This is a genomic window from Rohdeia mirabilis, from assembly GCA_007750655.1.
In the GTDB taxonomy this organism is placed as follows: Bacteria; Planctomycetota; UBA1135; order UBA1135.
Genome location: CP036290.1, coordinates 4,806,466 through 4,832,846, shown reverse-complemented (window position 1 = coordinate 4,832,846; position 26,381 = coordinate 4,806,466). Strand labels below are relative to the sequence as shown.

At 71.1% G+C, this 26,381-nt stretch carries 21 protein-coding genes; 9 read left to right on the top strand and 12 right to left on the bottom strand.

Annotated elements, in window-relative coordinates; all coding sequences use genetic code 11:
* Positions 1-9: 9 nt before the first annotated feature.
* The 7 genes from flgK to Pla163_RS18015 all read left to right on the top strand — a co-directional run bounded on the left by flgK (position 10) and on the right by Pla163_RS18015 (position 8,254).
* Positions 10-2,349: a flagellar hook-associated protein FlgK gene (gene flgK / locus Pla163_RS18045; RefSeq protein ID WP_419186117.1), complete on the top strand. Its 2,340-nt coding sequence runs from the start codon at positions 10-12 to the stop codon at positions 2,347-2,349.
* An 8-nt stretch (positions 2,350-2,357) separates the two neighbouring features.
* Entirely contained in the window at positions 2,358-3,779 is a 1,422-nt protein-coding gene (gene flgL / locus Pla163_RS18040; RefSeq protein ID WP_145191995.1) for a flagellar hook-associated protein FlgL, read from the top strand.
* Positions 3,780-3,789: 10 nt separating this feature from the next.
* On the top strand, positions 3,790-4,080 hold the full coding sequence (locus tag Pla163_RS18035; RefSeq protein ID WP_145191992.1) for a hypothetical protein: 291 nt from the start codon (positions 3,790-3,792) through the stop codon (positions 4,078-4,080).
* A gap of 1 nt (position 4,081) precedes the next feature.
* Positions 4,082-5,344, top strand: a complete 1,263-nt coding sequence (locus tag Pla163_RS18030; protein ID WP_419186116.1) for a GNAT family N-acetyltransferase — start codon at positions 4,082-4,084, stop codon at positions 5,342-5,344.
* 170 nt (positions 5,345-5,514) lie between these two features.
* A complete protein-coding gene (locus Pla163_RS18025; RefSeq protein ID WP_145191986.1) occupies positions 5,515-6,507 on the top strand; it encodes a FecCD family ABC transporter permease in 993 nt (330 codons plus the stop codon).
* Complete coding sequence (locus Pla163_RS18020; RefSeq protein ID WP_145191983.1) at positions 6,504-7,313, top strand: ABC transporter ATP-binding protein; 810 nt, start codon at positions 6,504-6,506, stop codon at positions 7,311-7,313. Before Pla163_RS18025 ends, Pla163_RS18020 begins: the two co-directional genes overlap by 4 nt.
* On the top strand, positions 7,310-8,254 hold the full coding sequence (locus tag Pla163_RS18015; protein ID WP_145191980.1) for an ABC transporter substrate-binding protein: 945 nt from the start codon (positions 7,310-7,312) through the stop codon (positions 8,252-8,254). Before Pla163_RS18020 ends, Pla163_RS18015 begins: the two co-directional genes overlap by 4 nt.
* Before the next feature lie 28 nt (positions 8,255-8,282).
* On the opposite strand, the gene Pla163_RS18010 is transcribed toward Pla163_RS18015, so the two are convergent.
* The 10 genes from Pla163_RS18010 to hemG form a co-directional block, all read right to left on the bottom strand.
* Complete coding sequence (locus tag Pla163_RS18010; protein ID WP_145191977.1) at positions 8,283-9,704, bottom strand: hypothetical protein; 1,422 nt, start codon at positions 9,702-9,704, stop codon at positions 8,283-8,285.
* 96 nt (positions 9,705-9,800) lie between these two features.
* Complete coding sequence (locus Pla163_RS18005; RefSeq protein WP_145191974.1) at positions 9,801-10,250, bottom strand: zinc ribbon domain-containing protein; 450 nt, start codon at positions 10,248-10,250, stop codon at positions 9,801-9,803.
* A 50-nt stretch (positions 10,251-10,300) separates the two neighbouring features.
* Positions 10,301-10,903 (bottom strand): D-sedoheptulose-7-phosphate isomerase, encoded by a 603-nt coding sequence (locus Pla163_RS18000; RefSeq protein ID WP_145191971.1) that lies wholly within the window; start codon positions 10,901-10,903, stop codon positions 10,301-10,303.
* Between the two features lie 43 nt (positions 10,904-10,946).
* Entirely contained in the window at positions 10,947-12,242 is a 1,296-nt protein-coding gene (gene hemL / locus Pla163_RS17995) for a glutamate-1-semialdehyde 2,1-aminomutase (protein ID WP_145191968.1), read from the bottom strand.
* A 199-nt stretch (positions 12,243-12,441) separates the two neighbouring features.
* Complete coding sequence (locus Pla163_RS17990; RefSeq protein ID WP_145191965.1) at positions 12,442-14,070, bottom strand: hypothetical protein; 1,629 nt, start codon at positions 14,068-14,070, stop codon at positions 12,442-12,444.
* A 266-nt stretch (positions 14,071-14,336) separates the two neighbouring features.
* The gene (locus Pla163_RS17985) at positions 14,337-15,047 is read right to left on the bottom strand and encodes a uroporphyrinogen-III synthase (RefSeq protein ID WP_145191961.1); all 711 of its coding nucleotides are present in this window, start codon (positions 15,045-15,047) and stop codon (positions 14,337-14,339) included.
* The gene (hemC, locus tag Pla163_RS17980; RefSeq protein ID WP_145191958.1) at positions 15,044-15,964 is read right to left on the bottom strand and encodes a hydroxymethylbilane synthase; all 921 of its coding nucleotides are present in this window, start codon (positions 15,962-15,964) and stop codon (positions 15,044-15,046) included. The genes Pla163_RS17985 and hemC overlap by 4 nt, the downstream gene beginning before the upstream one ends.
* Before the next feature lie 34 nt (positions 15,965-15,998).
* On the bottom strand, positions 15,999-17,249 hold the full coding sequence (gene hemA / locus Pla163_RS17975; protein WP_145191955.1) for a glutamyl-tRNA reductase: 1,251 nt from the start codon (positions 17,247-17,249) through the stop codon (positions 15,999-16,001).
* 28 nt (positions 17,250-17,277) lie between these two features.
* The gene (ccsA, locus tag Pla163_RS17970; RefSeq protein ID WP_419186115.1) at positions 17,278-18,099 is read right to left on the bottom strand and encodes a cytochrome c biogenesis protein CcsA; all 822 of its coding nucleotides are present in this window, start codon (positions 18,097-18,099) and stop codon (positions 17,278-17,280) included.
* A gap of 10 nt (positions 18,100-18,109) precedes the next feature.
* Positions 18,110-19,609, bottom strand: a complete 1,500-nt coding sequence (hemG, locus tag Pla163_RS17965) for a protoporphyrinogen oxidase (RefSeq protein ID WP_419186114.1) — start codon at positions 19,607-19,609, stop codon at positions 18,110-18,112.
* Between the two features lie 124 nt (positions 19,610-19,733).
* On the opposite strand from hemG, the gene Pla163_RS17960 reads away from it, so the two are divergent.
* Both Pla163_RS17960 and Pla163_RS17955 read left to right on the top strand, forming a co-directional pair.
* Complete coding sequence (locus Pla163_RS17960) at positions 19,734-22,979, top strand: sigma-70 family RNA polymerase sigma factor (protein WP_419186113.1); 3,246 nt, start codon at positions 19,734-19,736, stop codon at positions 22,977-22,979.
* Positions 22,980-23,104: 125 nt separating this feature from the next.
* On the top strand, positions 23,105-24,055 hold the full coding sequence (locus Pla163_RS17955; protein ID WP_145191944.1) for a CE1 family esterase: 951 nt from the start codon (positions 23,105-23,107) through the stop codon (positions 24,053-24,055).
* 63 nt (positions 24,056-24,118) lie between these two features.
* Here the strand turns inward: Pla163_RS17955 and Pla163_RS17950 are convergent, their stop codons facing one another.
* Both Pla163_RS17950 and Pla163_RS17945 read right to left on the bottom strand, forming a co-directional pair.
* A complete protein-coding gene (locus Pla163_RS17950; RefSeq protein WP_145191941.1) occupies positions 24,119-24,907 on the bottom strand; it encodes a 2OG-Fe(II) oxygenase in 789 nt (262 codons plus the stop codon).
* Positions 24,908-24,970: 63 nt separating this feature from the next.
* Positions 24,971-26,194 (bottom strand): patatin-like phospholipase family protein, encoded by a 1,224-nt coding sequence (locus Pla163_RS17945; protein ID WP_419186112.1) that lies wholly within the window; start codon positions 26,192-26,194, stop codon positions 24,971-24,973.
* Between the last annotated feature and the right edge of the window lie 187 nt (positions 26,195-26,381).

Below are 26,381 nucleotides of genomic sequence, written 5' to 3'. Positions count from 1 at the left end.
TCGATCGGAATGAACACCGGCCTCCAGGCGCTGCTGACGGCTCAGTACGCGCTGGACACGGTCGGCAACAACATCGCCAACGCCTCGACGCCCGGCTACTCGCGGCAGAAGGTCGGGCTCGCGGCGGGCATCGGTCTCGATCGCGGCAACATCCTCGTCGGGACCGGTGTCCTGGCGGGCGATCTGACGCGCGTCGTCGACGACCTGCTCAATCGCCGCATCGTCGGTCAACTGTCGATCGTCGGGCGCCTCGACCAACAGCTCCAGCGCGCCAACGAGATCCAGTCGATCTTCGGCGACCTCGACGGCGTCGGCATCGGGTCGATGCTCGACAACTTCTTCGACCAGATCTCGTCGCTCTCGATCGACCCCAGCGATCCGGTGCGCCGCAGCTCGCTCGTCCAGGGCTCCGAGATCCTGGCGACGCGCTTCAACGAGGTGAACGCGGGTCTCGAGGAGGCGCAGACGTCGACCAAGAGTCAGGCCGAGATCGTCGTGCGTCAGATCAACGACCTCGCGGCCCAGATCGCCGATCTCAACGTGAAGATCAACGAGGTCGAGGGCGGGCAGGTGACGGCCAACAGCCTGCGCGACCAGCGTCAGCAGATGCTCGAGCAGCTCTCCGAACTCGTGCCCATCCAGGTCAACGACTCGGGTCCGGGCGGCGTGCGGGTCCACGTCGGTGGCGCGCTCCTGGTCGACGCCTCGACGACGCTCCCGCTCGAACTGCAGGTCGCCGACGACGGCACGCTGGCGGTCATGGCGGAAGGAGCGAACTCGCCGCTGAAGAACCTCTCCGGCAAGCTCGGCGGCCTCCTGAACATCAGCAACGACTTCGTGTCCGACCTGAAGTCGGGGCTCGACGGCCTCGCGAGCCAACTGATCCTCGAGGTCAACCGCGTCCACACGACCGGCGTCCCCGGCAGCGGCCCGTTCAACAAGCTCGTCGCTGCGACGCCCCTCAAGGTCGCCTACGAAGGCGGAGTCCTGGGCGTGCAGAAGCTGTCCGACTCCGGCCTGCCCTTCGAGATCTCGAACGGCGAACTGACCGTCAACGTCCACGACACCGTCACCGGGTTGGTGGTCAAGCACACGGTCGCCATCGACCCCGACATGCAGGTCCAGGAGTTGGTCGACGCGATCAGCTCGATCCCCGACGTCCAGGCCTACGTCGACGACGCGGGTCACTTCACGATGACTTCGTCGACCGGCCATGCCTTCGAGTTCTCGAACCTCGTCGTGCCGCATCCGGACGTCGCCGGCACGTTCGGCGGAGCCAAGGCCTCGATCGGAACGGGCGCCAGCGAGCCGTTCGCGCTCGTCGACGGCGACACGCTGGACCTGTCGGTGATGGCCGGCGGGATCCCCTCCACCGTCTCCGTCGCGTTCTCCGCCTCGGACTTCGCAGCGATCGGTTCGGCGACCGCCGAGGAACTCGCGGCGGTGCTCAACGGCGATGCGGCGTTCGCGGCGTCGGGCGCGGTCGCGGTGGCCAAGGACGGCGGCCTGTTCGTCCAGACCACGTCGGGCGGCACGACCGAGAGTCTGACCATCACGGGTGGTTCGGCGGTCGGCGCACTCGGACTCGCGGGTGCCGTCGGCCAGACCGTGACCGGCGCGCTCGACAGCGTCGACGTCGAGATCGGCGGCTCGTACGACGGAGCGGGCGACGAGGTCTACACCCTCCGCCCGACCGGCGAGGGCAGCATCGGCACCACGCCCGGACTGACCGTGGAAGTGGTCGACTCGTCGGGCCAGGTGGTCGGATCGCTCGACGTCGGCGAGGGCTACGTGCCCGGAACTTCGCTCCAGTTGGCGAACGGACTCACCGCGAGCTTCGGCATCGGCGACGTCTCGGCCTTGGCCGGTGATCGCCTCTCGGTCGAAGCCACGGCCGACTCGGACACTTCGGACGTGCTCGCCGTGCTCGGTCTGAACACCTACTTCGAAGGCTCCGACGCGGGCTCGATCAAGGTGCGCGACGAACTCGTCGACGACCCGAGCCTCCTGGCGAGCTCCAGCAGCGGCAGCGGCGGGAACAACGGCACGCTGCTCGCGCTGCTCGAACTTCAGGACCGTTCGCTTGAAGCCCTCGGTGGCCAGGACTTCGGCGAGCGCTACGGACAGATGATCGCCGGTGTCGGCTTCGAGGTCGGATCCGCCGACGCGTCGTCGCGTTCCTCGCGCGCCGTGCTCGAGAGCCTCCAGTCGCGCCGCGACTCGATCTCCGGCGTCAACGTCGACGAGGAGCTCGTCAGCCTCATCCGCTTCGAGCAATCGTTCCAGGCCGCATCGCGCTACATCGCCGCTCTCGGCGAAATGGAGGACACGATCCTCTCCCTCATCTGAACGGAACCATGCGACTCTCGACCAACCAGACCTACGCCCTCGTTCTCGACGGCTTGCAGACGAACCTCGGTGACATGGTTCGCTACTCCGAGCAGGTCTCGACCGGGCGGCGCATCAACCGACCGTCGGACGACCCGACCGGGGCCGCGCTCTCGCTCGGTTTCGAGCGGCGCATCGCGGACATCGAGCGTTCGGCCCAGGCGGCCCGCAGCGGACGCGACACGGCCGACGGCGCGGCGGGCGTCCTGCAAGAGGTCTCGAGTCTCGTCTCCCAGGTTCGCGCGCTGATGATCCAGGGCATGAACGGCACGCTGGATCCGCAGTCGCGCGAGGCGATCTCCTCCGAGGTCGCCCTCCTGCGCGAGCAGCTCGTCACGCTCGGCAACACGCGCCAGGGGAATCGCTATCTGTTCGCCGGCTCGAAGACGGACACGCGCCCCTTCGCGGACGGTCCGGACGGGCGCGTGAACTACTTCGGCGACAACGTCCAGCAGGAGATCCGCATCGGACCGGGCGTGGGCATTCCGATCAACGTCTCCGGACAGTCGCTCTTCATGCTCGACCAGGGCTCGGGACCGAGCCTCTCCGGCTTCACCGGCCTCGCGTTCGGGGCCAGCGCGAGCGAGGGGGAGGGGTCCGAGAACGTGACCGTGCGCCACGACGCGACGGATCTCTCGGGGCTCGCGGGTTCGGGCATCGCGAGCGTCGCGGGCGGAGCGAACGACACGTTGATCGGCCCGGCGAACCTGGTGGTCGACACCACGGCCGGCACGATCCAGATGGGTTCGGGCACACCGGTCCCGATCCCCGCAGTGGGGTCGGAGAACTACACCGACCTCGTCGTCGAGAGCGAGACGGGGGCGAAGCTGCATCTCGATCTGACGCTGTGGAACGGCGCCGACGTGGCCGGGCCCGTCTCCGGTGATGGCTCGGTCTCGATCGACGGCGTGAACTTCCAGACCATCGACTTCTCCCTGCCCGAGATTCGGCTCGAGAACCCCGAGACCGGAAGCGTGCTCAACGTGAACGTCGCGAACGTCACGCGCGCGGGCGACGAGCTGATCCAGTTCTCGGGCGACGTGTCGCTGTTCGACGTGCTCGATGCCGTCGCCGCGGACCTCGCCAACTCGGAGAACTACACCTCCGACGAGATCTCGAAGCGGCTCGGCATGAACCTCGACGAGCTCGACCGCCACCACGACAACGTGCTGTCGGGGTTGGGCGTCCTGGGTTCGCGCAGTTCGCGACTGAGCGACGCGGCGAACCGACTCGACAGCCTCGAGATCAACGTGCAGAGCCAGCTCAGCACGGTGCGCGACACGGATCTGGCCGAAGCGGTTCTGGCGCTGCAACGGTCCGAACAGGTGCTCCAACTCAGTCAGGCCGTGGGCTCGCGGCTGATCCAGACCTCGCTGCTGAACTTCCTGTAGGCCCAGAACCATGAACTCCGGACCGATCGATCCGAGCAGGATCCAGAGCACCACGGGCGCGGCCGACGACGCGCAGCGCACCAGTGGACCGGCGACGTCGTCCGACGGCGCACTCTTCCGTGCACTGCTCGACCAGCTTGCGGGCAGCGCCGAGAAACTGCGCCAGAGCGAGGGCTCCGTCACCGATGCGGCGTCGCTGGCGGGTGCCGTCGAGGACGCCCGTTCGACCCTCGACGACGCGCTGTCGCTCCAGGAGCAGCTGCTCGAGGCCTACCGCCAACGCCGCGCCCAGGGTGCGTGACGTGAGCGACGCGAACCCGTTCGGCCGGCCCCGGGCCGTGCGACTCGATGTCGCTGGGCAGGAGCCGCGTCGTCCACGGGAGCGGCCCGTCGAGTCCGAGCGACTCGAGCCCGCCTCCGCTCGTTCGCCCGAGGACGTCCCCGTCGAATCCGTCGCGTTGCGCGCCATGGACGGCGCCGACGTGCTCGCGCTGTTCACGCGCGTATGGGGTCCCGAGCGCGACCTCGCCGCCGAGTACCCGCTGCTGTTCCGCGATCGCGAACGGCGGCGCGACGGGACGCGCGTGCTCGAACTCGGCGCGCTCCAACGCACCCCGGGACGCTTCGTCGGACTCGTGGTCGACGGCGACGTCGTCTCGGCGTGCGGGTACCTGGAGCGCGAACTGGTCACGCCGTTCGGCCGGCTGCGCGTGGCGCTGCTCGGGTCCGTCTCGACCGATCCCGACTGGCGCGGGCGCGGGCTCGCGTCGATCGTGCTGGCCGAAGCCGAGGCCTGGGCGCGTCGCTCCGGCTGTGCGGCGACCCTGCTGTGGCCGATGGACGACCGTCTGTACGAGGCGAACGGCTACCGAGCGGCGGCCTGCGAGTGGAACGTGGTCCTGCCCGTCGACCTGACGCTGGGCGACGAACTGCCGCTGCGGACGGCGTTGCCGAGCGACGCGGCGGCGCTGCTCGCGCTCTACGACCAGCACCCCGTGCGGGCCGTGCGCGGCGTGCTCGAGTTCGCGCTGTTGCTCGGCTGTCCGAACATGGACGCGCGCGTCGCGGTGCGCGACGGGCAGATCGTCGCCTACGCGCTGCGCGGGCGCGGCGGCGACCTCGCGACCTGCGTGCACGAGTGGGCCGGCGAGCCGGCGGCGGTGCTCGGACTCGTTTCGGGCTTCGCGCGCGAGGCGTCCGGGCACGAGGCGAGCGGACCGCTCTACCTCCTCGCACCCGATTGGTCGAACGCCGTGACCGAGGCGCTGCTCGACGCGGGCTGTGTGGCGGTCACGCGACCGCTCGGCATGGCCAAGTTGGCCGATCGCGCGGCCGCCGGGCGGTTCCTCGAGGCACGCACCGGCTGCCGCGTGGTGCCGAGCGGGATCGGCGCGTTGATCGACAGCCCGACCGGGCCGCGCGCGCTGACGGACGCCGAACTGCTGGCCGCGATCCTTCCGCCCGAGAACCAAGGGCCCGAGCTCGAGTCGGTGGCGGAGCGCATCGGTGCCCAGGCGGCGAACCTGCCGGCCTACGCGTTCGCGTGGGGACTGGACTCGATCTGAGTCGGGTTGACAGGCCCCGGCCGGGCCGTGACGATCCTTCGCGCTCCCGTCCGATCGGGCCCGATGTCGCACTCCACGTCCCGATCCAACCGACCGCGCACCGAGTGCGAAGCATCCGTTCGCCGAACCGCGGTGCGCCGCGTCGCGAGCCTGCCGACCGAGGCGCACGCATGAGCCGCGCCGCCGCCTGTTGGGTCGTCGTGATCGTGCTGCTCGCGGGCGGCGTGGTCGCGTCCCTGTTGGTCGGCGCCGGCGACCTGTCCGACGCGGCGCTGCGCGAGCGCTTCCTCGTTCTGCGCGGCTGGCGGCTCGCGAACGCGTTCCTGTCGGGCGCGGCGCTCGCGGGGGCCGGCGTGCTCGTGCAGGGCCTGTTCCGCAACCCGCTCGCCAGTCCGTCGCTGATCGGCACGAGCGCCGGTGCGAGCCTCGGCGGCGTGGCCGTGCTGCTGCTCTGGAACACGCTGCTCGCCGGTGCGCTGCCGCCGTGGTTGCCGGCCGAACTGGTCCTGCCGATCGGCTGCCTCGTCGGCGCGTGGGCGTCGCTCGCGATCCTGTTGGCGGTCACCGGGCGCGACGCGAGCATGATCACGGTGCTGCTCACCGGCTTCATCCTGTCGGCACTGTTCCTCAGCGTCGTCGGCCTCCTGTCGGCCATCGCGCAGGAGCGCTACGAGCTGGGCCGCGCCGTCGTCGCCTTCACGCTCGGCGGCGTCGAGAGCACCGGTCCGCGCCACGCGCTGTTGGCGCTGCCGCTCGTCGCCATCACGGCCGCGGTCTCGATGGGTTGGTGCCGGCACCTCGACGTGTTGTTGTCGGGCGAGGACGAAGCGCGGTCGTTGGGCGTCGACGTGCCGCGCGTGCGCCGCTGGGTGATCGTCTGGGCCGCGACGCTGACGGCCGCCGCGGTCGCGATCGGCGGCAACATCGCCTTCGTCGGCCTGGTCGTGCCGCACGTGCTGCGTTCGTTCGTGGGCGAGCTGCACCGCGCGCTCTTCCCGGCCGCGTTGGTCGGCGGCGGCGCGTTCGTGGTCTGGGCCGACGTGCTGACGCGCGTGGTGCCGACCACGTCGCCGATCCCGCTCGGCGTCGTGACCGGGTTGGTCGGCGCGCCGGTGTTCCTGGTGCTGTTGGCCCGCGCCTCGCGCGAGGGGCGGATCGTATGAGTGCCGCGGATCTGCGCGCCTCCACCAGCGGGGCGACCGGCCTGCGCGTGCGCGGTCTCGACGCCGCCTACGCGCGCGGTCCCAAGGTGCTGTTCGGCGTCGACCTGGTCGCCGAACCCGGACTGGTCACCGCGCTGCTCGGGCCCAACGGGTCGGGCAAGAGCACGTTGCTCAAGGCGTTGGTCGGGCTGGTGCCTTCGACCGGTGCGATCGAACTCGACGGCGAACGCTTCGGCGCGCTCGGACTGCGCGAGCGCGCGCGCCGGTTGGCCTACGTGCCGCAGCGGACCCAGCTGGCGGCGCGTCTCACGGTGCGCGCCGTGGTCGAGCTCGGTCGCTTCGCCCATCGCGACCCGTTCGCGCGCAGTTCGGCGGGCGACGACGAAGCGGTCGCGGGCGCGCTCGACGAAGCGGGCGTGGCCGAACTGGCCGAGCGGCGCTTCACCGAACTGTCGGGCGGCGAGCAACAACGGGTGCTCCTGGCGCGCGCGCTCGCCACTGGCGCCGAAACGCTCCTGCTCGACGAACCGACCAGTTCCCAGGACGTGCGCCACGTGCTCGAGCTGCACGGGACGCTGCGCCGGCTCGCGGATCGCGGTCGCACGGTGCTGGTGGTGCTGCACGACCTGGCCGAGGTGCGCCGCCACGCCGATCGCGCGGTCTTGCTCGACGGGGGCCGTGTGCACGCCGCCGGAACGGCCGACGAGATCGTGCGCGACGACCGCATCGGCGCGGTCTACGGCGTGCAACTGATCGAGGGCGCGGGACTCGGCTACCGCTTGCGCGAGCAGGAGGACGCCCGATGAAGACGGATCTTCTGAACGGCGGACTGCTCGTGTTCGCGCTGGTGCTGGCGTCCTGGTTCGCGACGTTGCCCTCGGCCGGAGTCGGACCGACGGCCGAGCGCAGCGACGTGCCCACCGCGCCCGCGATCGGCGCCACCGAGGTCGTGGACGCGCGCGGCGTCGCAGTTCCGATCGCGCGCTACGAACGCATCGTCTCGATCAACACGGTGGCCGACGCGTTGTTGCTCGAACTGGTCGAACGCGAGCGCATCGCCGCCGTCACCGACTACATGGCGAAGAGCCACACCGACGCCTGGCGCTTCGGCGGCATCGCGTACGTCGAGGACTCGCAGCAGATCGAGCGCATCCTCGCGTTCCAGCCGGACCTCGTCCTCACGAACCCCTACGCGCCGGAGCCGTTCGTGGCGCGCCTGCGCGAATCGGGCCTCGCGGTGTTCGACCTGGGCGACATGCGCGGCGCGGCGACGACGCTCGTCCAGGTGCGCACGCTCGGCGCGCTGGTCGACGAACGCGAGCGCGCCGACCGCTTGGCCGCGCGCATCGAGCGTGAGTTGGCCGCCCTCGAGGCCGCCGTGCCCGCGGACGAGCGCGTGCCCGGCGTGTACCTGGCCGTGTTCGGCGACTCGGTGCTCGGCGGCACGACGGGCACGAACTACGCGGACGTCCTCTACTACGGCGGCGTGCGCGACCTGGCGGCCGAAGCGGGCTTCACCGCCTGGCCCAGCTACGAGCCGGAACAGCTGGTCGCCATGGACCCGCCGCTGATCGTCACGAGCGTCGGCCAGGCGAAGGCGATCCGCTCGCACAGCATCCTGTCGGGCCTCTCCGCCTGCGGACCGAACGGCCGCATCGTCGAGATCGACGAGACCCTGCTCGGCGATCCGGGCCTCGGTGTGATCGAGGCCGCGCGCCGCGTGTTGGCGGCGGTGCACGGGCGGTAGGAGGTGCGGCGTGGGCTGCGTTCGGTGATCAGCGGGGAGGGTCGGCCAGTGTCGGCTCGGGCGGCATGCAGCGCGTCGGGTCCCAGGGCACGAAGGCCGCGGTCCATCCTTCGAGTCGCGCCCCATGGGCCGCACAGGTTTCCTCAAGTTCGACGATGTGGGGTTCGTCGAGCGCGCTCGAACGCTCGGCGTAGAGAGTGCAGCGCTGTGGGTCCTTCGCCGTTCCGAAGAACGTCGTGACGTGCCAGCCGGCGCCGCGCAGTTCGGCCTCGAGTCGCTTCGCGTCGTCTACGCTCGTTGTCCGAAGCGTTGCTTCGAACGGACGCTCGATCCACCAGGCATCGCGTCGTTCGTCGACGATCGCGGGCACACGCGGCGAGGTGGAGTCCCCGCCAAGGAGGTCGGAGCGCGCTGCGGCGAACTCGCCCGCGGGTTCACTGATCGAAACCGCGACTTGTGGGTAGCGTTGTGCGATCCGCTCGAGTCCCGCGCGGAAGTCGTTCGGCTGCACGCCACCGAACACGGCGCGTCGCGTGGTGCCGTCGATCGTGCACCCCAAGTAACGCGCGCTCCGACCGACCGATTCCTGTGCTTCGGCGACGAGTTGGGCGTAGCGGAGTTCGCGCTCGAGCTCGGTGTCCGCGCTCCCGCCGTCGTCCTGCAGAACGATGGACACCACCGCGCTCGGCGGGACGGTCGCGGCGCCGACGGCCACGGAGAAGGCCACTCCGTCCGAAATCGTGCCGAGCCCGTTCGCAGCGTGGTGCTCGCGTTCGAACCCGTCGGTGGTGAATCCAGTGACGCGCGTGAGGACGATCGACGCTGATCGGCACTCGACCTGGCGCTGGCCGCTCCAGTTCGTCCAAGCCAGATCTTCGGATTCGATGGCCGGACCGTTCGGCTCCACGTGCGCGAGCCCGATAGGCTCGGAGCGCACGACGATGGGGCGCGCGCCGTCTTCGATCTCGACCGCCACGTCGACGATCGGATTGGTGCCAGCGTCACGGTGTGCATTGGGCGCGAGCTCGTACATCCACACTTCGATCGCCATTGGACGATCACCCGGCCAATCCTCGGTCGTTCCGTGGAAGCTCTCGCCCGGGTCGAGAAGGATGGAGACGAGGAACATCCCATTTCCACACAAGAAGCCGTTCGGCAGCTCACGGTCCGGATCGAGGGCGACCAGGTGTCCTGGGTCGAGCTCGGACCACGAGTGCCACGAGGTCCCGAGCCGCACGAAGGACTCGTTGCGCACCACGTAGTACACCGAGTTCCCCTCGACGCGCTCGATCTCGACGACGAGCTCGCCCTCGATCGGGGGAGTGGGCCAGCGACGGACCGCGATGCCGATCGCGATGAGAGCCGCGATCCCGAGGGCGGTGACCACGCTCCAGGTCCCCGCCGTCCATCGCGGGCGCTCGTCCTCGGTCGATTCGTGGTCGGTTTCCATCGCGTGCTTCACGGGCGCCCGGTGGACGGGCGTCTCGCGCTCAGCAACGCGGCGTTCGCCGACGGGTTCACTCCGCGGACGAGCGAGTTCCAGCGCTCACACCGGCTGCCCGCACTCCTGGCAGAACTTCGAGTCCTCTTCGTTGAGGGTCGAGCACGCGCGGCAACGGATCATCACCAGGGGCTCGTGGTCGCGAGCGCTGCCGAGCGCGATGTCGGCCTCGTCCAGCGCGTCCTTCAGCATCCCACCGCCCTGGCGGCTGAACGGCTCGAGGTCGCGGCGGGCGCGTTCGGGGTCGAGAACGAGCCCCGAACCGGCGGCGCCGCGTGCTCCGACCGTGCGGACGAAGCCGCCGACCATCATCAGGATCATGCCGCCGATCGCCCGGATGCCGGAGCTTCGAGCCTGTCCGTCGAAGTCGTCGAAGTTCCCGAAGTTCAGCGCTCCGGTGACGAACACCGACAGGAACAAGAGGAGCCCGATGGCGATCAGCGCGCCGCCCAGGTAGTAGGCGAACTTGCGGTCGGACGAGATGCGGCGGGACATGGTGAGGGGCTACGCGGTGACCGGGAGGCGCATTCACGCCCGAGCGATGTCTACTGCGCCGCGTACTGCTCGGGGAACAGCTTGCGCTCGACCGCTTCGATCACGATGTGCAGCACCTTGATGTGCACCTCCTGGATGCGGTCGCTCGTGGTCGCGTTCGGCACGACGACGGCCAGGTCGACCAGATCGCGAAGTTCGCCGCCGCCCTTGCCGAGCAGGCCCACGGTGCGCACGCCGATCTTCTTCGCAGCTTCGACGGCGCGCAGCACGTTCGGGCTGTTGCCTGAGGTGGAGATGGCCACGAGCAGGTCCTGGTCGCCCTTGCCGTACGCCTCGACCTCGCGCGCGAAGACCTGGTCGTAGCCGAAGTCGTTCGCGATGCAGGTCAGGTGGCTGGGGTCCGAGAACGCGACGGCCGGAATCGCGCGCCGATCGCCGCGGAAGCGACCGGTCCACTCCTCGGCGAAGTGCATCGCGTCGCACATCGACCCGCCGTTGCCGCAGGACATCAGCATGCCGCCGCTCGTCACCGTGCGGTGCGCGTGGTCGGCGAAGGCCTCGACGGAGGCCAGGTGGGCGGGGTCGGCGAGGAAGGCGGCGAGGGTGTCGCGCGCCTCCTCGAACGAGTGGCGGATCGCTTGGGTGGTGTTCATGGCGCTTCGGGACTCGGCGTCGGTCGGGCTGGGGCTACGGGTCTCAGGCTACGGACTGGAGCGCCTTCGCGCCCGCGCGGACGATGTGCTCGAGCGCCTCGGTGTCGTGGGCGGTCGAGAGGAACCAGGCCTCGAACGGCGACGGCGGCAACAGGACGCCCTCGTCGAGCATCACGTGGAAGAAGCGCACCCAGCGTTCGCGATCCGAGGCCATCACGTCGTCGAAGCGCGTCACCGGCTCGGCCGCGAAGTAAGGACAGATCATCGAGCCGCAGCGGCCGACGAACAGCGGCACTCCGGCGGCGCGCGCGGCGTCCTCGAGCCCGGCTTGCACGAACGCGCCCGCGTCCTCGAGGCACTCGTACGCGCCGCGATCCTCGAGGGCCTCGAGCGTCGCGAGCCCGGCCGCCGTGGCGAGCGGATTCCCCGACAGCGTGCCCGCCTGGTAGACCTTGCCGAGCGGCGCGATCTGGCGCATCAGCTCGTCCTTGCCCGCGTAGGCGCCGATCGGCAGTCCGCCGCCGATGACCTTGCCCAGCGTCACCAGGTCCGGCACGACGCCGAGGCGTTCGATCGCACCGCCGCGCGCCACGCGGAAGCCGGTCATCACCTCGTCGAAGACCAGCACGACACCGTGCGCGTCGCACAGCTCGCGCAGCGCCTCGAGGAAGCCCGGCGCCGGATTGACGGTGCCCATGTTGCCCGCGATCGGTTCGACGAAGACGGCCGCGAGTCGGTCGCCGTGCTCGGCGAACACGCGCCGCACCTCGTCGGTGTCGTTGTACTCGGCCACCAACGTCAGCTCCGCGAGAGCCTTCGGCACACCGGGCGAGTCGGGCTCGCCGAGCGTCAACGCGCCGGAGCCGGCCTTCACCAGGAACGAGTCGCCGTGCCCGTGGTAGCAGCCGTTGAACTTGAGGAACGCGTCGCGTCCGGTCGCCGCGCGCGCCAGTCGCAGGGCGCTCATCGTCGCTTCGGTGCCGGAGTTCACGAGCCGCACGCGATCGACGCCCGGCACGTACTCGACGATGCGTTCGGCCAGCCGCAGTTCGCGTTCCGTCGGCGCGCCGAACGTGGTTCCGCCGGCCGCCGCCTCGACGATCGCCGCCGTCGTGCGCGCCGGGGCGTGGCCGAGGATGAGCGGCCCGTAGCTCATCACCAGGTCGACGTAGCGGTTGCCGTCCACGTCCGTCAGCCAGCAGCCGGCACCGCTGTGCGCGTGTACCGGCGTTCCACCGACCGCTTTCCAAGCGCGCACCGGGCTGTTCACGCCGCCGGGGACGATCTTCTGGGCGGCGTCGAAGAGGGCGTCGGACTTGGGTCGTCGGGAAGCGGTCATGCGGTCGGATCGGGTCGGTGCCTGCGGGGATCGGGGCCTTCGGGAGGCCGGGATCGTAGCGGCGCGGCCCACGGGCGCCGACCGCGAAAGCCACACACCGGGTGCAATGCGGAGCGGCCCCCGGTGCTCGCGATCGAGCACCGAGGGCCGCTCCCTCGACCGGTCGGTTCGAGACCGACTCAGGTCAGCCGTTCCGCGCTCACGGCACCAGGGTGACGTGGACCGGGTTGGTGGCCAGGCTCAGGACGCCGGTGCCGAACAGGTCGATCATGATCGCGCAGTGGTCGAGCTCGATGCCGGCGAACGACGGGTTCGATCCGGGGGGCAGACCGAAGACGGAGTTGGCACTGCCGTTGCCGTCGAGGAAGCCGAACCACGGGAAGAACAGGTAGGTGGCCCCGGCCGTCGCCACGGACTGGAAGTACGAGTCGAAGTTCAGCGGGACGATGATCCCGGTCTGCGGGTCCGGGAGGCCGGGCGAGGTGCCGCTGGCGCTGCCGAGGATCAGGAAGAGCTGTCCACCGAAGGCGGGACCAGCGCGCATGAGCAGGTCGTGTCCGCCGCCGGGCGCCAGCGAGATCTCCGACGGGCCGTGGAACATCGTGCCGACGGTGTAGGTGTAGACCTGACCGACGGCGGGGGTGCCGCCGAAGTCCTTGCCGTAGGCCGTGGCGACGAGGTTGTCGCCGCTCATGGCGACGGTCTCGCCGAGGAAGTCGCCGTCGATGGCGTCGCTGGCCTCGAGCTCGATGATCTCGAGCCACGTGCCACCCGACTGGCGCTCGAGGTAGTAGGCGGCACCGCGCTGGTTGTTCGCGGCGTTGCCACCGACCAGCATGCGATCGCCGTCGAGCGCGACGCCGTAGCCGAACTGGTTCGACGTCGCGTCGTTCGCGGCCGAGAACTCGTCGACCTGGGGCCAGGCCACACCGCTGAGTTCGAAGACGTGGACGGAGCCGTTCTGAACGAATCCGCCGCTGTCCTGACCCGGGTTGCCGACGGCGGCGCGGGTGCCGTCGATGGCGACGGCGATGCCGAAGTTGTCGTTCTGGCCGGGCGGGTTCGCGACGAGCTTGGCGCGCTCGCGCCAGTTGTTCTGGGCCGGGATGAACTCCCAGATGTAGGCCGAACCAGCGTCCGCGGTCGCGGTGTGGTCGTCGAGGTTGCTGCCGCCGATCACGTAGTTGCCGTCCAGGTCGACGGCGATACCGACCTGGTCACCCGGACCGGCGCCCGTGGCCTCCAGCTTCCGGTTCAGGGTCCAGGTGCCGGCCATGAGGTCGTACACGTAGACGGCGCCGCGAGCATTGTTCACGCCCCAGGCGCCGATGGCGATGCGGTCGCCGTCGAGTGCGACCGAGCGTCCGAACTGGTCGTTGCCCATGCCGTCGGCGGCCGTGATCTTGGCGACCTCGTTCCAGACGCCTCCACCTTGGTTCTCGTAGATGTAGACCGCGCCCGAATCGATGTTGATGTCGTCGTCGAGCAGAGCGCTGACCGCCGCGCGATCGCCGTCGATCGCCACGTCGTAGCCGAAGAAGTCGTCCTGGTCGGGCGTGGTGAACAGGAGCTCGGCCGTGAAGGTCCAATCCCCGTTCGGCTGGCGGTCGTAGATGTAGGCCGCGCCGTCGTTGAGGCTGACGCGGTCGGTGAGCGGGGCACCGACGATCATGCGATCGCCGCTGACGTCGACCTCGAAGCCGAACAGGTCGTCGGCGGCGATGATGTTGGGGACCAGACGTTGGTCCTCTGCGCCGTTCTGAGCGAAGGCGGTGCCGGTGATGGCGACGAGAGCGCACGCGGTGCGCGCGAAGGAGAACGAACTCATGGCGATGATGTGGAGCCGAAGTGGATCGATGGGCGAGCGGGTCGGGACTGCACCGCACGGGAAGCCGGTGCGCCGGGCGGACCCGGACCCACGATTGGATCCGGTCTACCCGCTTCCCGGAAGGGGTCTTCGCTCTGGATCTCGACGACGGTGTTCGGGCGCCGTTCAGGAACGAGCTACGCGGGCTCCGCCGATGCACTTACGGAAGTCCATCCCGCTGGCGCGATCGGAAGCGAAGTGCGCAGCGCGGCCCCGACCGTCGCGCGTCACGCGTCGCCCGAGAGGAGCTTGGTGAGGGCGTGCGGCGACACGTCGAGCAGGGTGTCGAGCCTCCCGATCCGACCCGGTTCGTCGAGCTGCAGCGCTTCGATCGCGCCGGCCGTCGTGCTCCCGATCGCGATCCCGAGGTGGGTGCACGGACGCGCGCGGTTGGCGGCGAACGCGTGGACCGCGCTCGGGCTCGCGAAGAACACGGCGTCGCACTCGGGCGGGTCGACCTCGTAGCGCGGACGATTCACGTAGGCGACCGGGTCGTGGACCACCGCGCCCCGACTCCTCAGCCAGCGCCCGATCTCGTCGGCGAGATCCGACCGCGGCCACAGGACCGACTCGCCCGCGACGAGGTGCGGTTCCCACAGTCGTTCGAGCTCGCTGCTCTCGTCGGCCGGTCCGAGCGTGACGGCCAGCGGGAGGTCGCTCGAGAGGGCGCGCAGGGCGGCTTCGGTCGCGGCGCCGACGATGGCGACGCGGACGCCGGCCAGGCGCGCGACGTGCGGCGCGAGACTCGACATGGCGTTCGCGCTCGTCACGCACAGCCAGTCGAAGCGCTCGTGTTCGGCGGGCCAGTCGAAGGGCGCCGGCACGATCTCGATCAGCGGTTCGGCGATCGGTTCCCAGCCGGCCTGTCGCGCCGCCGCGCACCAGGCGGTCAGGCGCTTGACCGGCCCGGTGACCCAGATGCGCGGCGCACCGTTCACGACCGCATCAGCTCCCGCGCTCCGTCGGCCACGAGCTGTTCTCCGAGCGTGCGCCCGAGACTCTCGGCGTCGTCGCGCGCGCCGCCGATCGAGCCTTCGATCGCGCGCGACCCGTCGGGCGCCAGGATGCGCGCGCGCACGGCGATCACGCCTTCGACGACGCGCGCGTGCACGCCGACCGGAGCGCTGCATCCGCCGCGCAACTCGCGCAGGACCGCGCGTTCGCAGATCGCCTCGTCCCAGGACTCGAGGTCGCGCGCCGCCTGCACGCGCTCGTGGACGGGCCAGTTCCCGTGCTTCACCGTCAGCGCGACGATGCCCTGACCGGTGGCGGGCAGGAAGCGCTCGGTGTCGAGCACGTCGCTGATGCGGTCGTCGAGACCCAGTCGCTCGAGCCCCGCGCGCGCCATGATCAGCGCCTCGGCCTCGCCGCGCGCCAGCTTGTCGAGCCGCGTCTGCACGTTGCCGCGGATCTCGACCGGCACCAGGTCGGGCCGCGCCGCGAGCAGCATCGCCCGGCGCCGTGCGCTGCTGGTCGCGACGCGAGCACCGGCGGGAAGCTCGTCGAACGTGGGCCCACTGGCGCGTCCGCCGGCCGTGACGATCGCGTCCTCGACGGGGCCGCGACCGAGCGTCGCCGACAGCATCGTGCCCGTGTCGAGCTCGGTCGTCATGTCCTTGCACGAGTGCACCGCGACCTCGGCGGCGCCCGCGATCACGACGCGATCGACCTCGACCGTGAAGATGCCGATCCGACCGAACTCGGACAGCGGCGAGGTCAGGTCCAAGTCGCCGGACGACGTGACTTCGACCAGTTCACACTCGGCGTCGCTCCAGGCGGCGGTGAGCGCGGCTCGGGCCGTGTGCGCCTGCCACAGGGCGAGCGGGCTGGTGCGGGTCGCGAGTCGCAGCTTCATCGGGCGCCGATCCTGCGCGAGGGCCGGCCGGCGATCAACGTTGATCGAGATAGCTGCGGTAGGCGCGGTCGAGCAGTTCGTCCCCGCTGCCGCCCCGCAGGCCGTTCTTGACCGCTCCGAAGGCCGCGTCCAGCAGGCGGCGCGACAGTTCGACGGCCAACTCGCGGGCGCGCGGATCCTCAGCCACCCCGGCCTCGGACAGGTAGGCCGAGCGGACCTCCTCGAAGCGTTCGCCCAGCCCGGAGAGGAGCGGCGCCGCACGCGCGACCCGTCGCCGGGCCAGGTACTTCGCGACCTCGGCCAGCAGCATCTCGCTCGTCTCGCGCGTGGCCGCCTCGCGTCCGCGGCGGTTCTCGGCCACGACCCGGGCGAGATCGTCGAGGTCGTAGACCAGGAGGCCGTCGACCTCGGCCGCTTCTGGATCGATCGCGCGCGGCACCGAGAGATCGAGGGCCACGAGCGGCGCGTCCCGACGGTCGAGGCGCGCGCGTTCGAAGTGGTCCCGGTGCAGGACGCGCCCGCCGTCGACGCAGACCGCGACCAGGTCGCAGCGCGCGATCTCGCGTTCGAGCGCGTCGAGTCCCACGGCGCGGCCACCCAGGTCGCGCGTCACCTTCTCGGCGTTCGCGAGCGTGCGGTTGGCGAAGACCAGGTCGCGCGATCCGCGAGCGACGAGGTGGCGCGCCGTCAGGATCCCCGTCTCACCGGTGCCGACGATCAGCGCGCGCGACTCCTCGAGCGGTCCGCTGGCGCGTTCCGCGATGTCGACCGCGACGCGTGCGACCGACAGCGTGCCCTCGCCCAGACTCGTACGGGCGCGCACGCGCTTGCCGAGCGCGAAGGTCTGGTCGAGCAGCGGCCGCAGGTGGTCGCCGAGCGTCCCGGCGGTCTCGCTGGCGGAGGCGGACTCGCGCAGTTGGCCGAGGATCTGGCTCTCGCCGAGCACCAGGCTGTCGAGTCCGCACCCGACGCGCATCAGGTGCACGACCGCGTGCAGGTCGCGGTACTCGTACAGGTGCTGCGGACCCGCGTGCGCGAAGATGCCGCTGCGCAAGGCTGTCAACGCACCGGACAGATCGCGACCGACGAGCAGGACCTCGGTGCGGTTGCAGGTCGACAGCAACAGCGCCTCGTCCACGCCGTCGACCGCGCCGAGCTCGCGCGTGCGCGCCACGAGCTGATCGCCCGGAACGGCGTGCTTCTCGCGCATGTCGACCGGCGCACTCCAGTGCGACAGGCCGATCAGTGCGAACTGGCGCTCGAGGTCGGGGTGGGAAGCGGTCACGACGGATCGAAGGTGGTGCGCTGTGCGCTCAGTGGAACTTGCCCGGCGCGAGAGCGAAGTACAGCGACCCGAGGAAGACGACGAGCCCGATCGTCGCCGCCAGCGAGGCGCGACGCGGGTTCATGCCGGGCAGGTGCCGCGAGAAGGCGACCAACGCGAAGTGCGCGCACAGGGCCAGCGCGGTCAGGACGAGCGGGTGCGAGTAGCTGAACTCCGGCACGTCGCGCGCGTGCGCCCAGGCGATCCCGCCGTTCACGCCGAGGAACAACAGGACGCACGCGAACAGCGAGGCGCGGCGCATCTGCGAGGCGAGTTCGGACAGGCTGGGCAGGCTGCGGTACAGAGGGCCGAACCGCTTGCCGCGCATCTGCCGGTACAGGAGCAGGTACAGCCCGCCGTAGGTGCCCGACAGAGCGAGCGACGCGCTGGCCAGCAGGATCGTGCCGACGTGCAGGAAGTAGAAGGTCGGGTCGGCGCGGTGGGGTTCGACCGTCAGCGGACCGAACGCCGACGCGATCAGCTGCAGTCCGAAGACCAGCGCGACCACGAACAGGCCGACGCCCGCGCGACCTTGGCGCGTGCTCTCCGCGCCTTCGCCGACGAGCGCGTACAAGAGGCCCGTGGTCAGGCCGAGCGCGGACACCACGTGCAGGCGGTCGAACTGCGGCGGACCGTCCACCGAGCGCACGTAGGCGGCGAACAGTCCCGCGTGCAGCGCCAGCGTGGCGTAGAAGTAGAGCCGCCGCAGTCGCGTGTGCCGGTCCTCGCTCTGCGCGCGGAAGTCGTGCGCGTAGGCGAGCAGGACCGCGAGGTACGCGGTCGGCAGCAGGACGGTCAGGAGCTGGATCACCGGTACTCGTTCACAGTGTTCGCGGGTCGGTGGGACGATCCGAGGCGGTCGCGGCGAGACCGGCCAGGAGCCCCTCGGCGGCGCGTTCCCCGCGCGCCAGGACATCGTCCACCGAGACGCCGGAAGTGTAGCTGCCGGCCAGGGCCAGGTTTCCGGCGACACGAGCGATGGCGGCGTCGAGGGCGGCGATCCGTCGGTCGTGCCCCGGAGCGTACTCGGGAATGCCGCCCGCGCCGGCGGGCCAGTCGAGTGCGCGGGCGGTGGCGACGCGCAGATCACGCGGCGCCGCTCCGATCGCGGCGGCCAGTTCGCGCTGCGCACGTTCGGTCGTCGCGGCGGGCGACTCGGCCGCGACCTCGCCCTCCAGTCGGTAGAAGCACGCGGCCGTCGCGCCGCCGCTCGGAGCGCGACCGTCGAAGACGTTGGACGGGACGAGTGCACCGAGCAGCCGCACGCCGCGCGTCCGCGCCTCGTCGGGCGGCACGAGGAAGCCGAAGCCGTCGATCCAGCTGGCGGGCAGCGGACCCGTGAGTCCGAGTTGCACCAGACGCACCCCGTTGGAGCGCGTGGCGGCGACGGCGTCGAGTGCGGCGCGGGCCCGGGAGTCGCCGGCGAGCACGGGCTCGAGCAGCGCCGTGGCGACGGCGGCCGGGACCGCGAGGACGAGTGCGCGCCCGCGGCGTGTCGTGCCGTCCGCCAGGTGGGCGCACCACCGACCGTGCGCGTCGCGTTCGATGCGTGCGACGGGTCGTTCGAGCTCGACGCACTCGCCGAGCGCGCGCGCGAACGCCGCCGGCAGTTCGCCGAGGCCGTCCTCGAACGAGTGCAGGCGCGTGCGCACCGGACCCGCCGACGCGCGCAGGAACGCGAGGATCGAACGGTGCTCGAGCAGTCCGGCCCACAGGCGCGGGAAGGCCGAGCGCGTGCCGAGCGCCGTGGCCTCGCCCGCGTACACACCGCGCACGAACGCGCCGGCGATCCGCTCGGCCGCGTCGGCGCCGAAGCGCTCCGTCACCAGTTCGCCGAGCGTCGGGTCGCGGTCGTCCGCGGGCGCCGACCAGGGGCGCTTCGACTCGCGTAGGAAGCGCAGCTTGGTGCGCCACGAGACGAGCCGTGTGCGAAGCAGACCGAGCGGCGACGACGGCAGGGCGAGCAGCCGCCCGCGCCACAACAGGTAGCGCGTGTCGGCGGCGGCGCGGCTCTTCACCACGCGCTCCGCGAGGCCGAGGCGCTCGACGGCCGCCGCGAAGTGGCGCGCGGTCCCCGGGACCGAGTGCGGACCCGACTCGAACAGCCAGTCGCCGTCGGGACCCGCGACTCGCTCCGTTCCCACGACGCCGCCCACGCGCGAGCCGGCTTCGAGCAGTCGGACCGAGGCGCCGTCCCGGGCGGCCCGTTCGGCCGCGGCGAGCCCCGCGAGGCCGCCACCGATGACGAGGAGGTCGCAGACGTCCGCCCCGGAAGGTACGGCGGGCAGGTCGTCGGGGCTGTGGGTGGATGCGCTGCTCACTGGGTCGGACCTCGCGCCGGGCACCCTATCGACCCGAGCGTCGGCGACTTCCGGTCCGCGCCCCGTTGTTTCTCACGATCTCCACTCGCGATCCCTGGCTCCGTGGTGCCCTGGTCCTTCGACGATGGGCGACGAGCACCACAGCAACCGACCGGCCGATCCCAGTGGGACCGAACTCGCTCTGGACGGCGGCCTCCTCGAGGACGTGCGTTGGCTCGAGCAACTCGCCCGTCGGTTGGCGCGCGACCCGTTCCTCGCCGCCGACGCGTGCCAGAACGTGTGGTTGTCGTGGAGTCGAGCGACGGAGGCCGGTGCCGAAGGACGTGCGACCGAACCCGTCGATCGGAACGCGCTGGCGCGAGCGCTCCGCCGAGCCCTGTGGGTCCTGCGGCGTTCGGACGCTCGCCGCCGACGACGCGAAGAGGAACGGCCCCCGCCCGACCCATCGCCGTCGACCGCCGAGCTCCTCGCGCGCGGCGAAGAACGCGAACGGGCCTGGCGCACGTTGGTCGAGCTCGACGAACCGCTGCGAGCGGTGCTGCTGCTTCGCTTCGAAGAAGGACTGACGCCGGCCGAGATCGCCGCGCGTCTCCAGCTGCGACCGGACACCGTGCGCTGGCGTCTGCGGCGCGGGATCGAGCTCCTGCGCGAGCGACTCGGGCACCGCGTCGAGCCGCCGCCGAGCGCGTTCGGCCTCGGATGGCTCCTCCTGCCGTTCACCTCGCTGTTCGGGCGCCGCGCCTCAGCCGCCGCTCCACCTTCCGCCTCGCCCTCGGTCCTCGCTCCCGCCTCCACCCTGGTCTCTGCGCTCCTCATGTCCAAGTCCGCCGTTCTCTCCATCGCGGGGGCGCTCGTCGCCCTGGCCCTCGTCGTGCTGCTCCGTTCCGACGATGCCGGTGAACGGATCCCGGCAAGCACGGACGGCCCGGAAGTCGCCGTCGAGACCGAATTGACCGACCCGGGTGCCGCGCCGAGCCTCGCTGCACCGCGAGCAGCCGTGGCCGCACGCGCCGAGGCCGAGCCGTCCGCCGCGACGGTCGCAGCGGCCGCGCCCCACTCGATCGTCGTGGGACGCACCGTGGAGCAAGACGGACTGGGAGGTTGGCGTCCCCTCGCCGGCGCCTCGATCGTGGCAGCGCTCGGCGAGGAATGGAGCGTCGAGTCCACCAGCGATGCCGAAGGCCGCTTCCGCCTCGAGACGCCCTTCCCCGACGTCGCGGAGGTCCGCCTCGAGTTCGTGGCGACCGAGTTCCACCAACGTCGCGAGCTGCTCGCCGGAGGCGTCGAGCCGGGAGCCCGCCCGCCGCTCGTCGCAGCGCACCAGGGCGAGAGTGATCTGGGTGACGTGCCGCTCCTGCCGGCCTGCGTGCTCGAGAGCCGGTGTCTCGGCTCGGACGGGACGGCGTTCGAGGGCGCCGTGTTGCGCATCGAGGGCCATTGGACCCGCGAGCCTTCGGACCGAGGCGGATACTGGCGGCTGGCGCACGTCCCGGTCGGCGTGCGCGAGATCGTGGTGCGCGAGCGCGGCTTCATCGAGATCGTGCGCCGTGAGGAGTTGGTCGCCGGACGCGTCAATCGACTCGCGGCGTTCGTGCTCGAGTTCGCGCCACTCGTGAGTGGTGTCGTCACCGACATGGATGGCGTGCCGCTGCAGGGCGCCAGCGTGAGCACGCGCGGCTACACGCGCGGCTTCACCTTCGAGTGCGACGAGAATGGACGCTTCGAGGCCATCGTGACGGAGTTGGAGGGCGTCGAACTCTCCGCCCGAGGGAAGGGGCACTTCCAACGGGACGGCGTGCGGGTGGTGCCGGGCGAGACCGACGTCCGGATCGCGCTCGAGTCCCTGGGCGATCTCTGCGCGGTCCGCGTGGTCGCTGCCGACACGGGCGAGCCGCTGGCCGAAGTCGCTCTGCGCGTCCTGCGGCCCGAGTACGGCTGGATCCCCGAGCGGGCGGCCGACCTGGAACGCGATCCGCCCGCGCCGCGAGCGACCCAGGACGGCGTGCATCGCTTCACCGCGCGCCCGGGTCGCGACCGGCTCGACGTCTCCGCTCCCGGGTTCCGGCGGATCATCGCTCCCATCGAGCCGCTCGCCGTGGTCACGGGCGAAGAAGCCGCGCCCGGACAGGTCGTCGCGCTCGAACGTCTCGGAGGTCTGAGCGGCCGCATGGTCACCCGCGATCCGGACACCGGCGCAACGGTGGGCGTCGAAGGCGTGGCGGTCGAACTCGTGCTGGGCGAGTTGGCCGTGTTCAACGACGCCGAGGGGTCCGGGACCGGGGCCTGGCGGACCGACCCGCTCGCGGCGGTTCTGAAGCGACAGGAAGGCTACTCGCTGCCGGAGGTCCGGGCTCTCGACCGACCCCTGCCGCCGATCAGCGTCGATCCGCTCTTCACGGATGTGTTGACGCGGGCCACGACGGATGCGGACGGACGCTTCGTCTTCGAGGCCGCGGTGGAGGACGTCATGTTCGTCCTGGCGCACGATCCGAGCAGCGGCCGCGTCGCACGTTCCGAGCTCTTGGCGGCCGATCCCGGCGTCGCGAGTGACTTCGGCGACGTGGAACTCGTCGCGCCCGCATCGATCCGTGGGCAGCTGCGCTTCGGCGCCTCGGACGATCATGCGGGGCACCTCGTGATCGGTGGTGCGCGCCGGCACATCGCGGCCCGCACCGACGCGAGCGGCGGGTTCCTGCTCGAAGGGCTGACACCCGGCGACCACCTGCTCGAACTGCGACTCGCCGACGGACGGCTGATCGTGTCGAGCTCCTTCAACGACCAGGTCTACCTCCATCTCCGCGCGGGCGAGCAGCGCGCGGTCGTGATCGACATCGCGACCGAGGTCTCCGCGACGGTCGACCTGCGGGCCACTCTCAACGGCGAGGCGATCGTCGGTGGCTGGGTCCTGGCGGACGGCAACGGCGCGTTCGGTGGGTCGAGCGTCGACCTGGACGGCGACGGCCGGGGCGAGCTGATCGCGCCCGCCGACCGCGAGCTGTGGTTCATCACCGATGTGGACGGCACCTGGTTCATGGCCGACGAGCGGCGGACGTTCGCGCCCGGCCGAACGACGGCCACGGTGGCGTTCGAGACCTTCCATCTCGAGGTCGAGCTCGAGCAGGACGTCGAGCGGGACCGCGAGAGCGTGCCGACCCTGTCCTTCGTCATGGGTGAGCGGTCACGTGTTCGCGAGGGCGTCCTGCTGCGCGAGGGGACGCTCGGGCCGGTGTACCGCTTCGAGCACCTTCCGCTCACCGCGCGTGAGCTGGTCGTCGCTCCCCAGGGCGGCGGCTCGGGCGACTGGTCGCTCGCGCTGGATGAGCGGCTCGCGGAGTTGGAGCGCTTCGCGGGCGCGGTGTTGCAGCTGTAGACGCGGCGCGTGAGCTCGACGTGGATCGCCTGTCCCCACCACACGCGGACGGTGCAAGTGGAGCCGTCGCGGGTCCGAACGTCGGAAGCGCGACCCTCCCGAGACACCGACACCAGAGCCCATCCATGCGCCCGCTCGTCCTGCTCGCCGTCCTCACCGCGTCCGCCCTGTCCCTCGCGTGGACGCCGCGCGCCGCCGCTGCCGATCCCGCGCCCGTCCCCGATGTCGGCACGCGTTCGCTCGAGTGGGTCGGCTCCGGCGGCGCCCTGCGCTGGTACCACGTCTTCGAACCGACGACGCCCGCTCCGGTGCCCGATGCGCGGCGTCCGCTCGTCGTCTGTTTCCACGGCGGCGGTGGCAACGCGGCCAGCGCGTACGAGAACTACGGCGTCGCCGAGGAGGCCCAGGCGCGCGGTTGGGTCGCCGTCTTCCCCGAAGGCACGGGCCCGTTGAGCGGGACGGGCACGTTCGCACTGCAGAGCTGGAACGCGGGCGACTGCTGTGTCTTCGCCGCCGAGAACGACGTGGATGACGTGGGCTTCTTCGCCGACATGCTCGGGCAACTGGTCGTCGAGCACGACGTGGATCCCGACCGCGTCTTCGTCACCGGCTTCTCGAACGGCGCGATGATGAGCTATCGCCTCGGGGTCGAGCGCCCCGACCTGGTGACGGCGATCGCTCCCGTGGGTGGAGCGCTGGTCACCGATCCGCCGACCGCGCGCGTGCCGCTGCTCGCTATCCACGGCCTGCTCGACACGCGCGTGCCGTTCGACGGCGGAATGGGGTCGGGTCTCGCCGGCGAAGTGTTCCCCAGCCAGTTCGAGTCGTTCGTCCCGTTCCTCGAAGCGAACGGCAGCTGCGACCTGTTGCCGCCCTACGTCCACGGCGCTGCGATGCTCTTCGTCGCCCCCGCGCCCGCTGCACCCGCCATCGGTGCGGAGACCTGGTACTTCCTCGCTCTCGACGGCGGGCACTCGTGGCCGGGCGGCAACGGTTCGATCGTGAACCCGAGCGAGCCGCAGCACACCGACGTGCCGGCGACGCCGCTGATGTTCGACTTCTTCGAGCGGCAGTGAGCGCGAGCGACCGACCCGCGTCGGCGTGTCACGCGTCGTCGCGGGCCGCTTCGCGCTCGCCGCTCAGCCTTTGCCGCGCAGCGCGCGCCCGACCCGGCGCAGCAGCCCGCCCTTCGGATGCGGCGCGCCGGGACGACGCTGGTAGAGCGTCGAGTGCTTGTCCGAGACCTCGTGCTCCGGTCGGCCGGCCGAGTAGTAGTACAGCGCGAGCGAGAGGCGTGCGCGATCCTCGGGGCACGTCAGCGGGTGCGGATGGCCGTGGTACGCGTCGTCGGTCGTGCTGAAGATGACGATCCGGTTGAACACGGGCAGCACGCTCTTCACGCAGCGCTGCATGTCGCGCGACCACAGTTCGAGTTGGCCGCCGAACGACTCGTCCCAGTCGCGGTTGAGGAACAGGAGCAGGTTCAGGCGGCGGTCGAGCTTGAGACGTTCGTGTCGGTTGAAGTCGGCGTGGATCTCGAGTCGTCCGCCGCGCTCGATGCGGTGGTAGCCGCCGCCCTCGAGGTACGGATCCGGCACGAGGCCCTCGATCCCGGTCAGCGTCTCGAGGAAGCGCAGGAACGGCGCCGAGTTCAAGAGGCCGATCATGTGGCGCGTGTCCGGGCCCATCTTCGTGTCGTCGCTGAGCGCCAACTTCACGCTGTGCTTGTGCTCGTAGCGCGACCAGACCGGATCGCCCGGCGCGGGGAACTCGGCCAGCACGCGCGCGACCTCCTCGGCCGGCAGCAGGTCCTCGAGGACGCAGTGCGGGAACGGATCGGCCGACGCGTAGTCCGCGCGCGCGTGCTGGGCCACGCGCTGCAGCGCTTCTTCGTCGAGGAAGTACGGGTGGGTCGCGGTGGGAACCATCGGCGCAGCATAGGACGGGCGGGCGCCGGCGTGCCACAGGTCCCGGGACGCCGCCCGCACGACTCAGCCCAGGAAGGCCGCGATCTCGTCGCTCTGCTGGAGCGCGTCCGCGTGCCCCAGCTCGACCAGGCGCGACACGTAGTCGGTCTGGAACATGATCAGACTCAGGAAGTCGTTGTTGCGAGTCTCGAGCGTGCCCGTGCCGCGCGTCAGGAAGCGCAGGTTCTTCGGCAGGCGCGCCTCGTACTCGTTCGCCATCGCGCCCAGGTCCTGGGACGGGCGGAAGACCTTCAGGCCGATCTCGCGGAGGTCGCCGCGGTCGTCGGGCGGAATCTTCGCCACGAGTCGGTTGACCCGTTCCATCCGCAGTGCGTCCCCGTCGAACTGGTCGAGGAACATGGCGTTCATGAGCGCGCTGCCGATCTGCGACGGCGGCGGGTAGGGAATCGCTTCCTCGACCGGATGGCCGCCCTTCGGCAGTTCCTCGTTCGAGCGCGTCGAGATCGCCAGGATCCGCGTCGCGCCCAGGTGGACCGCCGGAGCGAGCGGCGCGGTGAGTCGGATGCCACCGTCCCCGTACCAGGCCGCGTCGCGCGTTCCTTCGTCGAGCTTCACGGCCGGGAAGAAGAAGGGCAGCGCCGAACTCGCCATCACGTGGTCCACGGTCAGGTCGACCTTGCGGCTGCGGCGGAGCGGACGTCGCCAGAGCTCCACGTCGCGCCCTTCGCAGAACGTGACCGTTCCGCCGTCGGTGTAGGACGAAGCGGTCAACGCCAGCGCGCGCAGGCGCCCGCTCTCGATGTTGCGCGCCACGCCGGGCAGGCGGCCGTCGGGCGCATCGAGCACGCGGCACAGGAACGCGCGCAGCGGCGAGGTGTCGAGCAGGCTGCGGCGTTCCTTCGTCGTGATGAGGCCGCCGGACAGGAGCCGCAGTCCGAAACCGAGAGCGATCTGCCAGACCTTGAGGGTGCTGGCGTCCATCACGTCGTCGGCGCGCAGATCGCGCCAGAGCTGTTCCAGCTGGCCGACGCGCGTCGCGAACGTGCCCGCGTGCGAGCCCAGGAACGCGGCGTTGATCGCGCCCGCGGAGACGCCCGTGAGGATGGGCGGATCGAAGCTGGGCACCTGTTCGGCCACCGCGCGCAGGAATCCGACCTGGTAGGCACCCCGCGCGCCACCGCCGCTCATGACGAGCGCGAGCCCGTCGTCCGAGGGTCCTTCCGCGGGGCGGTCCGTGGGCGTCGACGCCGAGGGTTCGGGGTCGGGGGCGGCGGCGGGCGGGTTCACGCCGCGCATCCTAGCGCCAGGGGTCCCGCGAGCCGGACGCCGCCACGTCGTCGCTGCACGAGCGGGTCGCGCTCCTTCAAGATGGCGACGCGGGGATCCGAACCATTCGCTGGAGGGCGCGCACGTTCGCGCGGCCCGAGGCGTATCGAACTTCGGGACGCGGCCGATCCAGGGGTGGATCGACGGG

Excerpts from the sequence above, each read along its gene's own strand:
- flgK (WP_419186117.1), top strand. The coding sequence starts at position 10 with ATGAACACCGGCCTCCAGGCGCTGCTGACGGCTCAGTACGCGCTGGAC.
- flgL (WP_145191995.1), top strand. The coding sequence starts at position 2,358 with ATGCGACTCTCGACCAACCAGACCTACGCCCTCGTTCTCGACGGCTTG.
- Pla163_RS18035 (WP_145191992.1), top strand. The coding sequence starts at position 3,790 with ATGAACTCCGGACCGATCGATCCGAGCAGGATCCAGAGCACCACGGGC.
- Pla163_RS18025 (WP_145191986.1), top strand. The coding sequence starts at position 5,515 with ATGAGCCGCGCCGCCGCCTGTTGGGTCGTCGTGATCGTGCTGCTCGCG.
- Pla163_RS18020 (WP_145191983.1), top strand. The coding sequence starts at position 6,504 with ATGAGTGCCGCGGATCTGCGCGCCTCCACCAGCGGGGCGACCGGCCTG.
- Pla163_RS18015 (WP_145191980.1), top strand. The coding sequence starts at position 7,310 with ATGAAGACGGATCTTCTGAACGGCGGACTGCTCGTGTTCGCGCTGGTG.
- Pla163_RS18010 (WP_145191977.1), bottom strand. The coding sequence starts at position 9,704 with ATGGAAACCGACCACGAATCGACCGAGGACGAGCGCCCGCGATGGACG.
- Pla163_RS18005 (WP_145191974.1), bottom strand. The coding sequence starts at position 10,250 with ATGTCCCGCCGCATCTCGTCCGACCGCAAGTTCGCCTACTACCTGGGC.
- Pla163_RS18000 (WP_145191971.1), bottom strand. The coding sequence starts at position 10,903 with ATGAACACCACCCAAGCGATCCGCCACTCGTTCGAGGAGGCGCGCGAC.
- hemL (WP_145191968.1), bottom strand. The coding sequence starts at position 12,242 with ATGACCGCTTCCCGACGACCCAAGTCCGACGCCCTCTTCGACGCCGCC.
- Pla163_RS17990 (WP_145191965.1), bottom strand. The coding sequence starts at position 14,070 with ATGAGTTCGTTCTCCTTCGCGCGCACCGCGTGCGCTCTCGTCGCCATC.
- hemC (WP_145191958.1), bottom strand. The coding sequence starts at position 15,964 with ATGAAGCTGCGACTCGCGACCCGCACCAGCCCGCTCGCCCTGTGGCAG.
- Pla163_RS17960 (WP_419186113.1), top strand. The coding sequence starts at position 19,734 with ATGGGCGACGAGCACCACAGCAACCGACCGGCCGATCCCAGTGGGACC.
- Pla163_RS17955 (WP_145191944.1), top strand. The coding sequence starts at position 23,105 with ATGCGCCCGCTCGTCCTGCTCGCCGTCCTCACCGCGTCCGCCCTGTCC.
- Pla163_RS17950 (WP_145191941.1), bottom strand. The coding sequence starts at position 24,907 with ATGGTTCCCACCGCGACCCACCCGTACTTCCTCGACGAAGAAGCGCTG.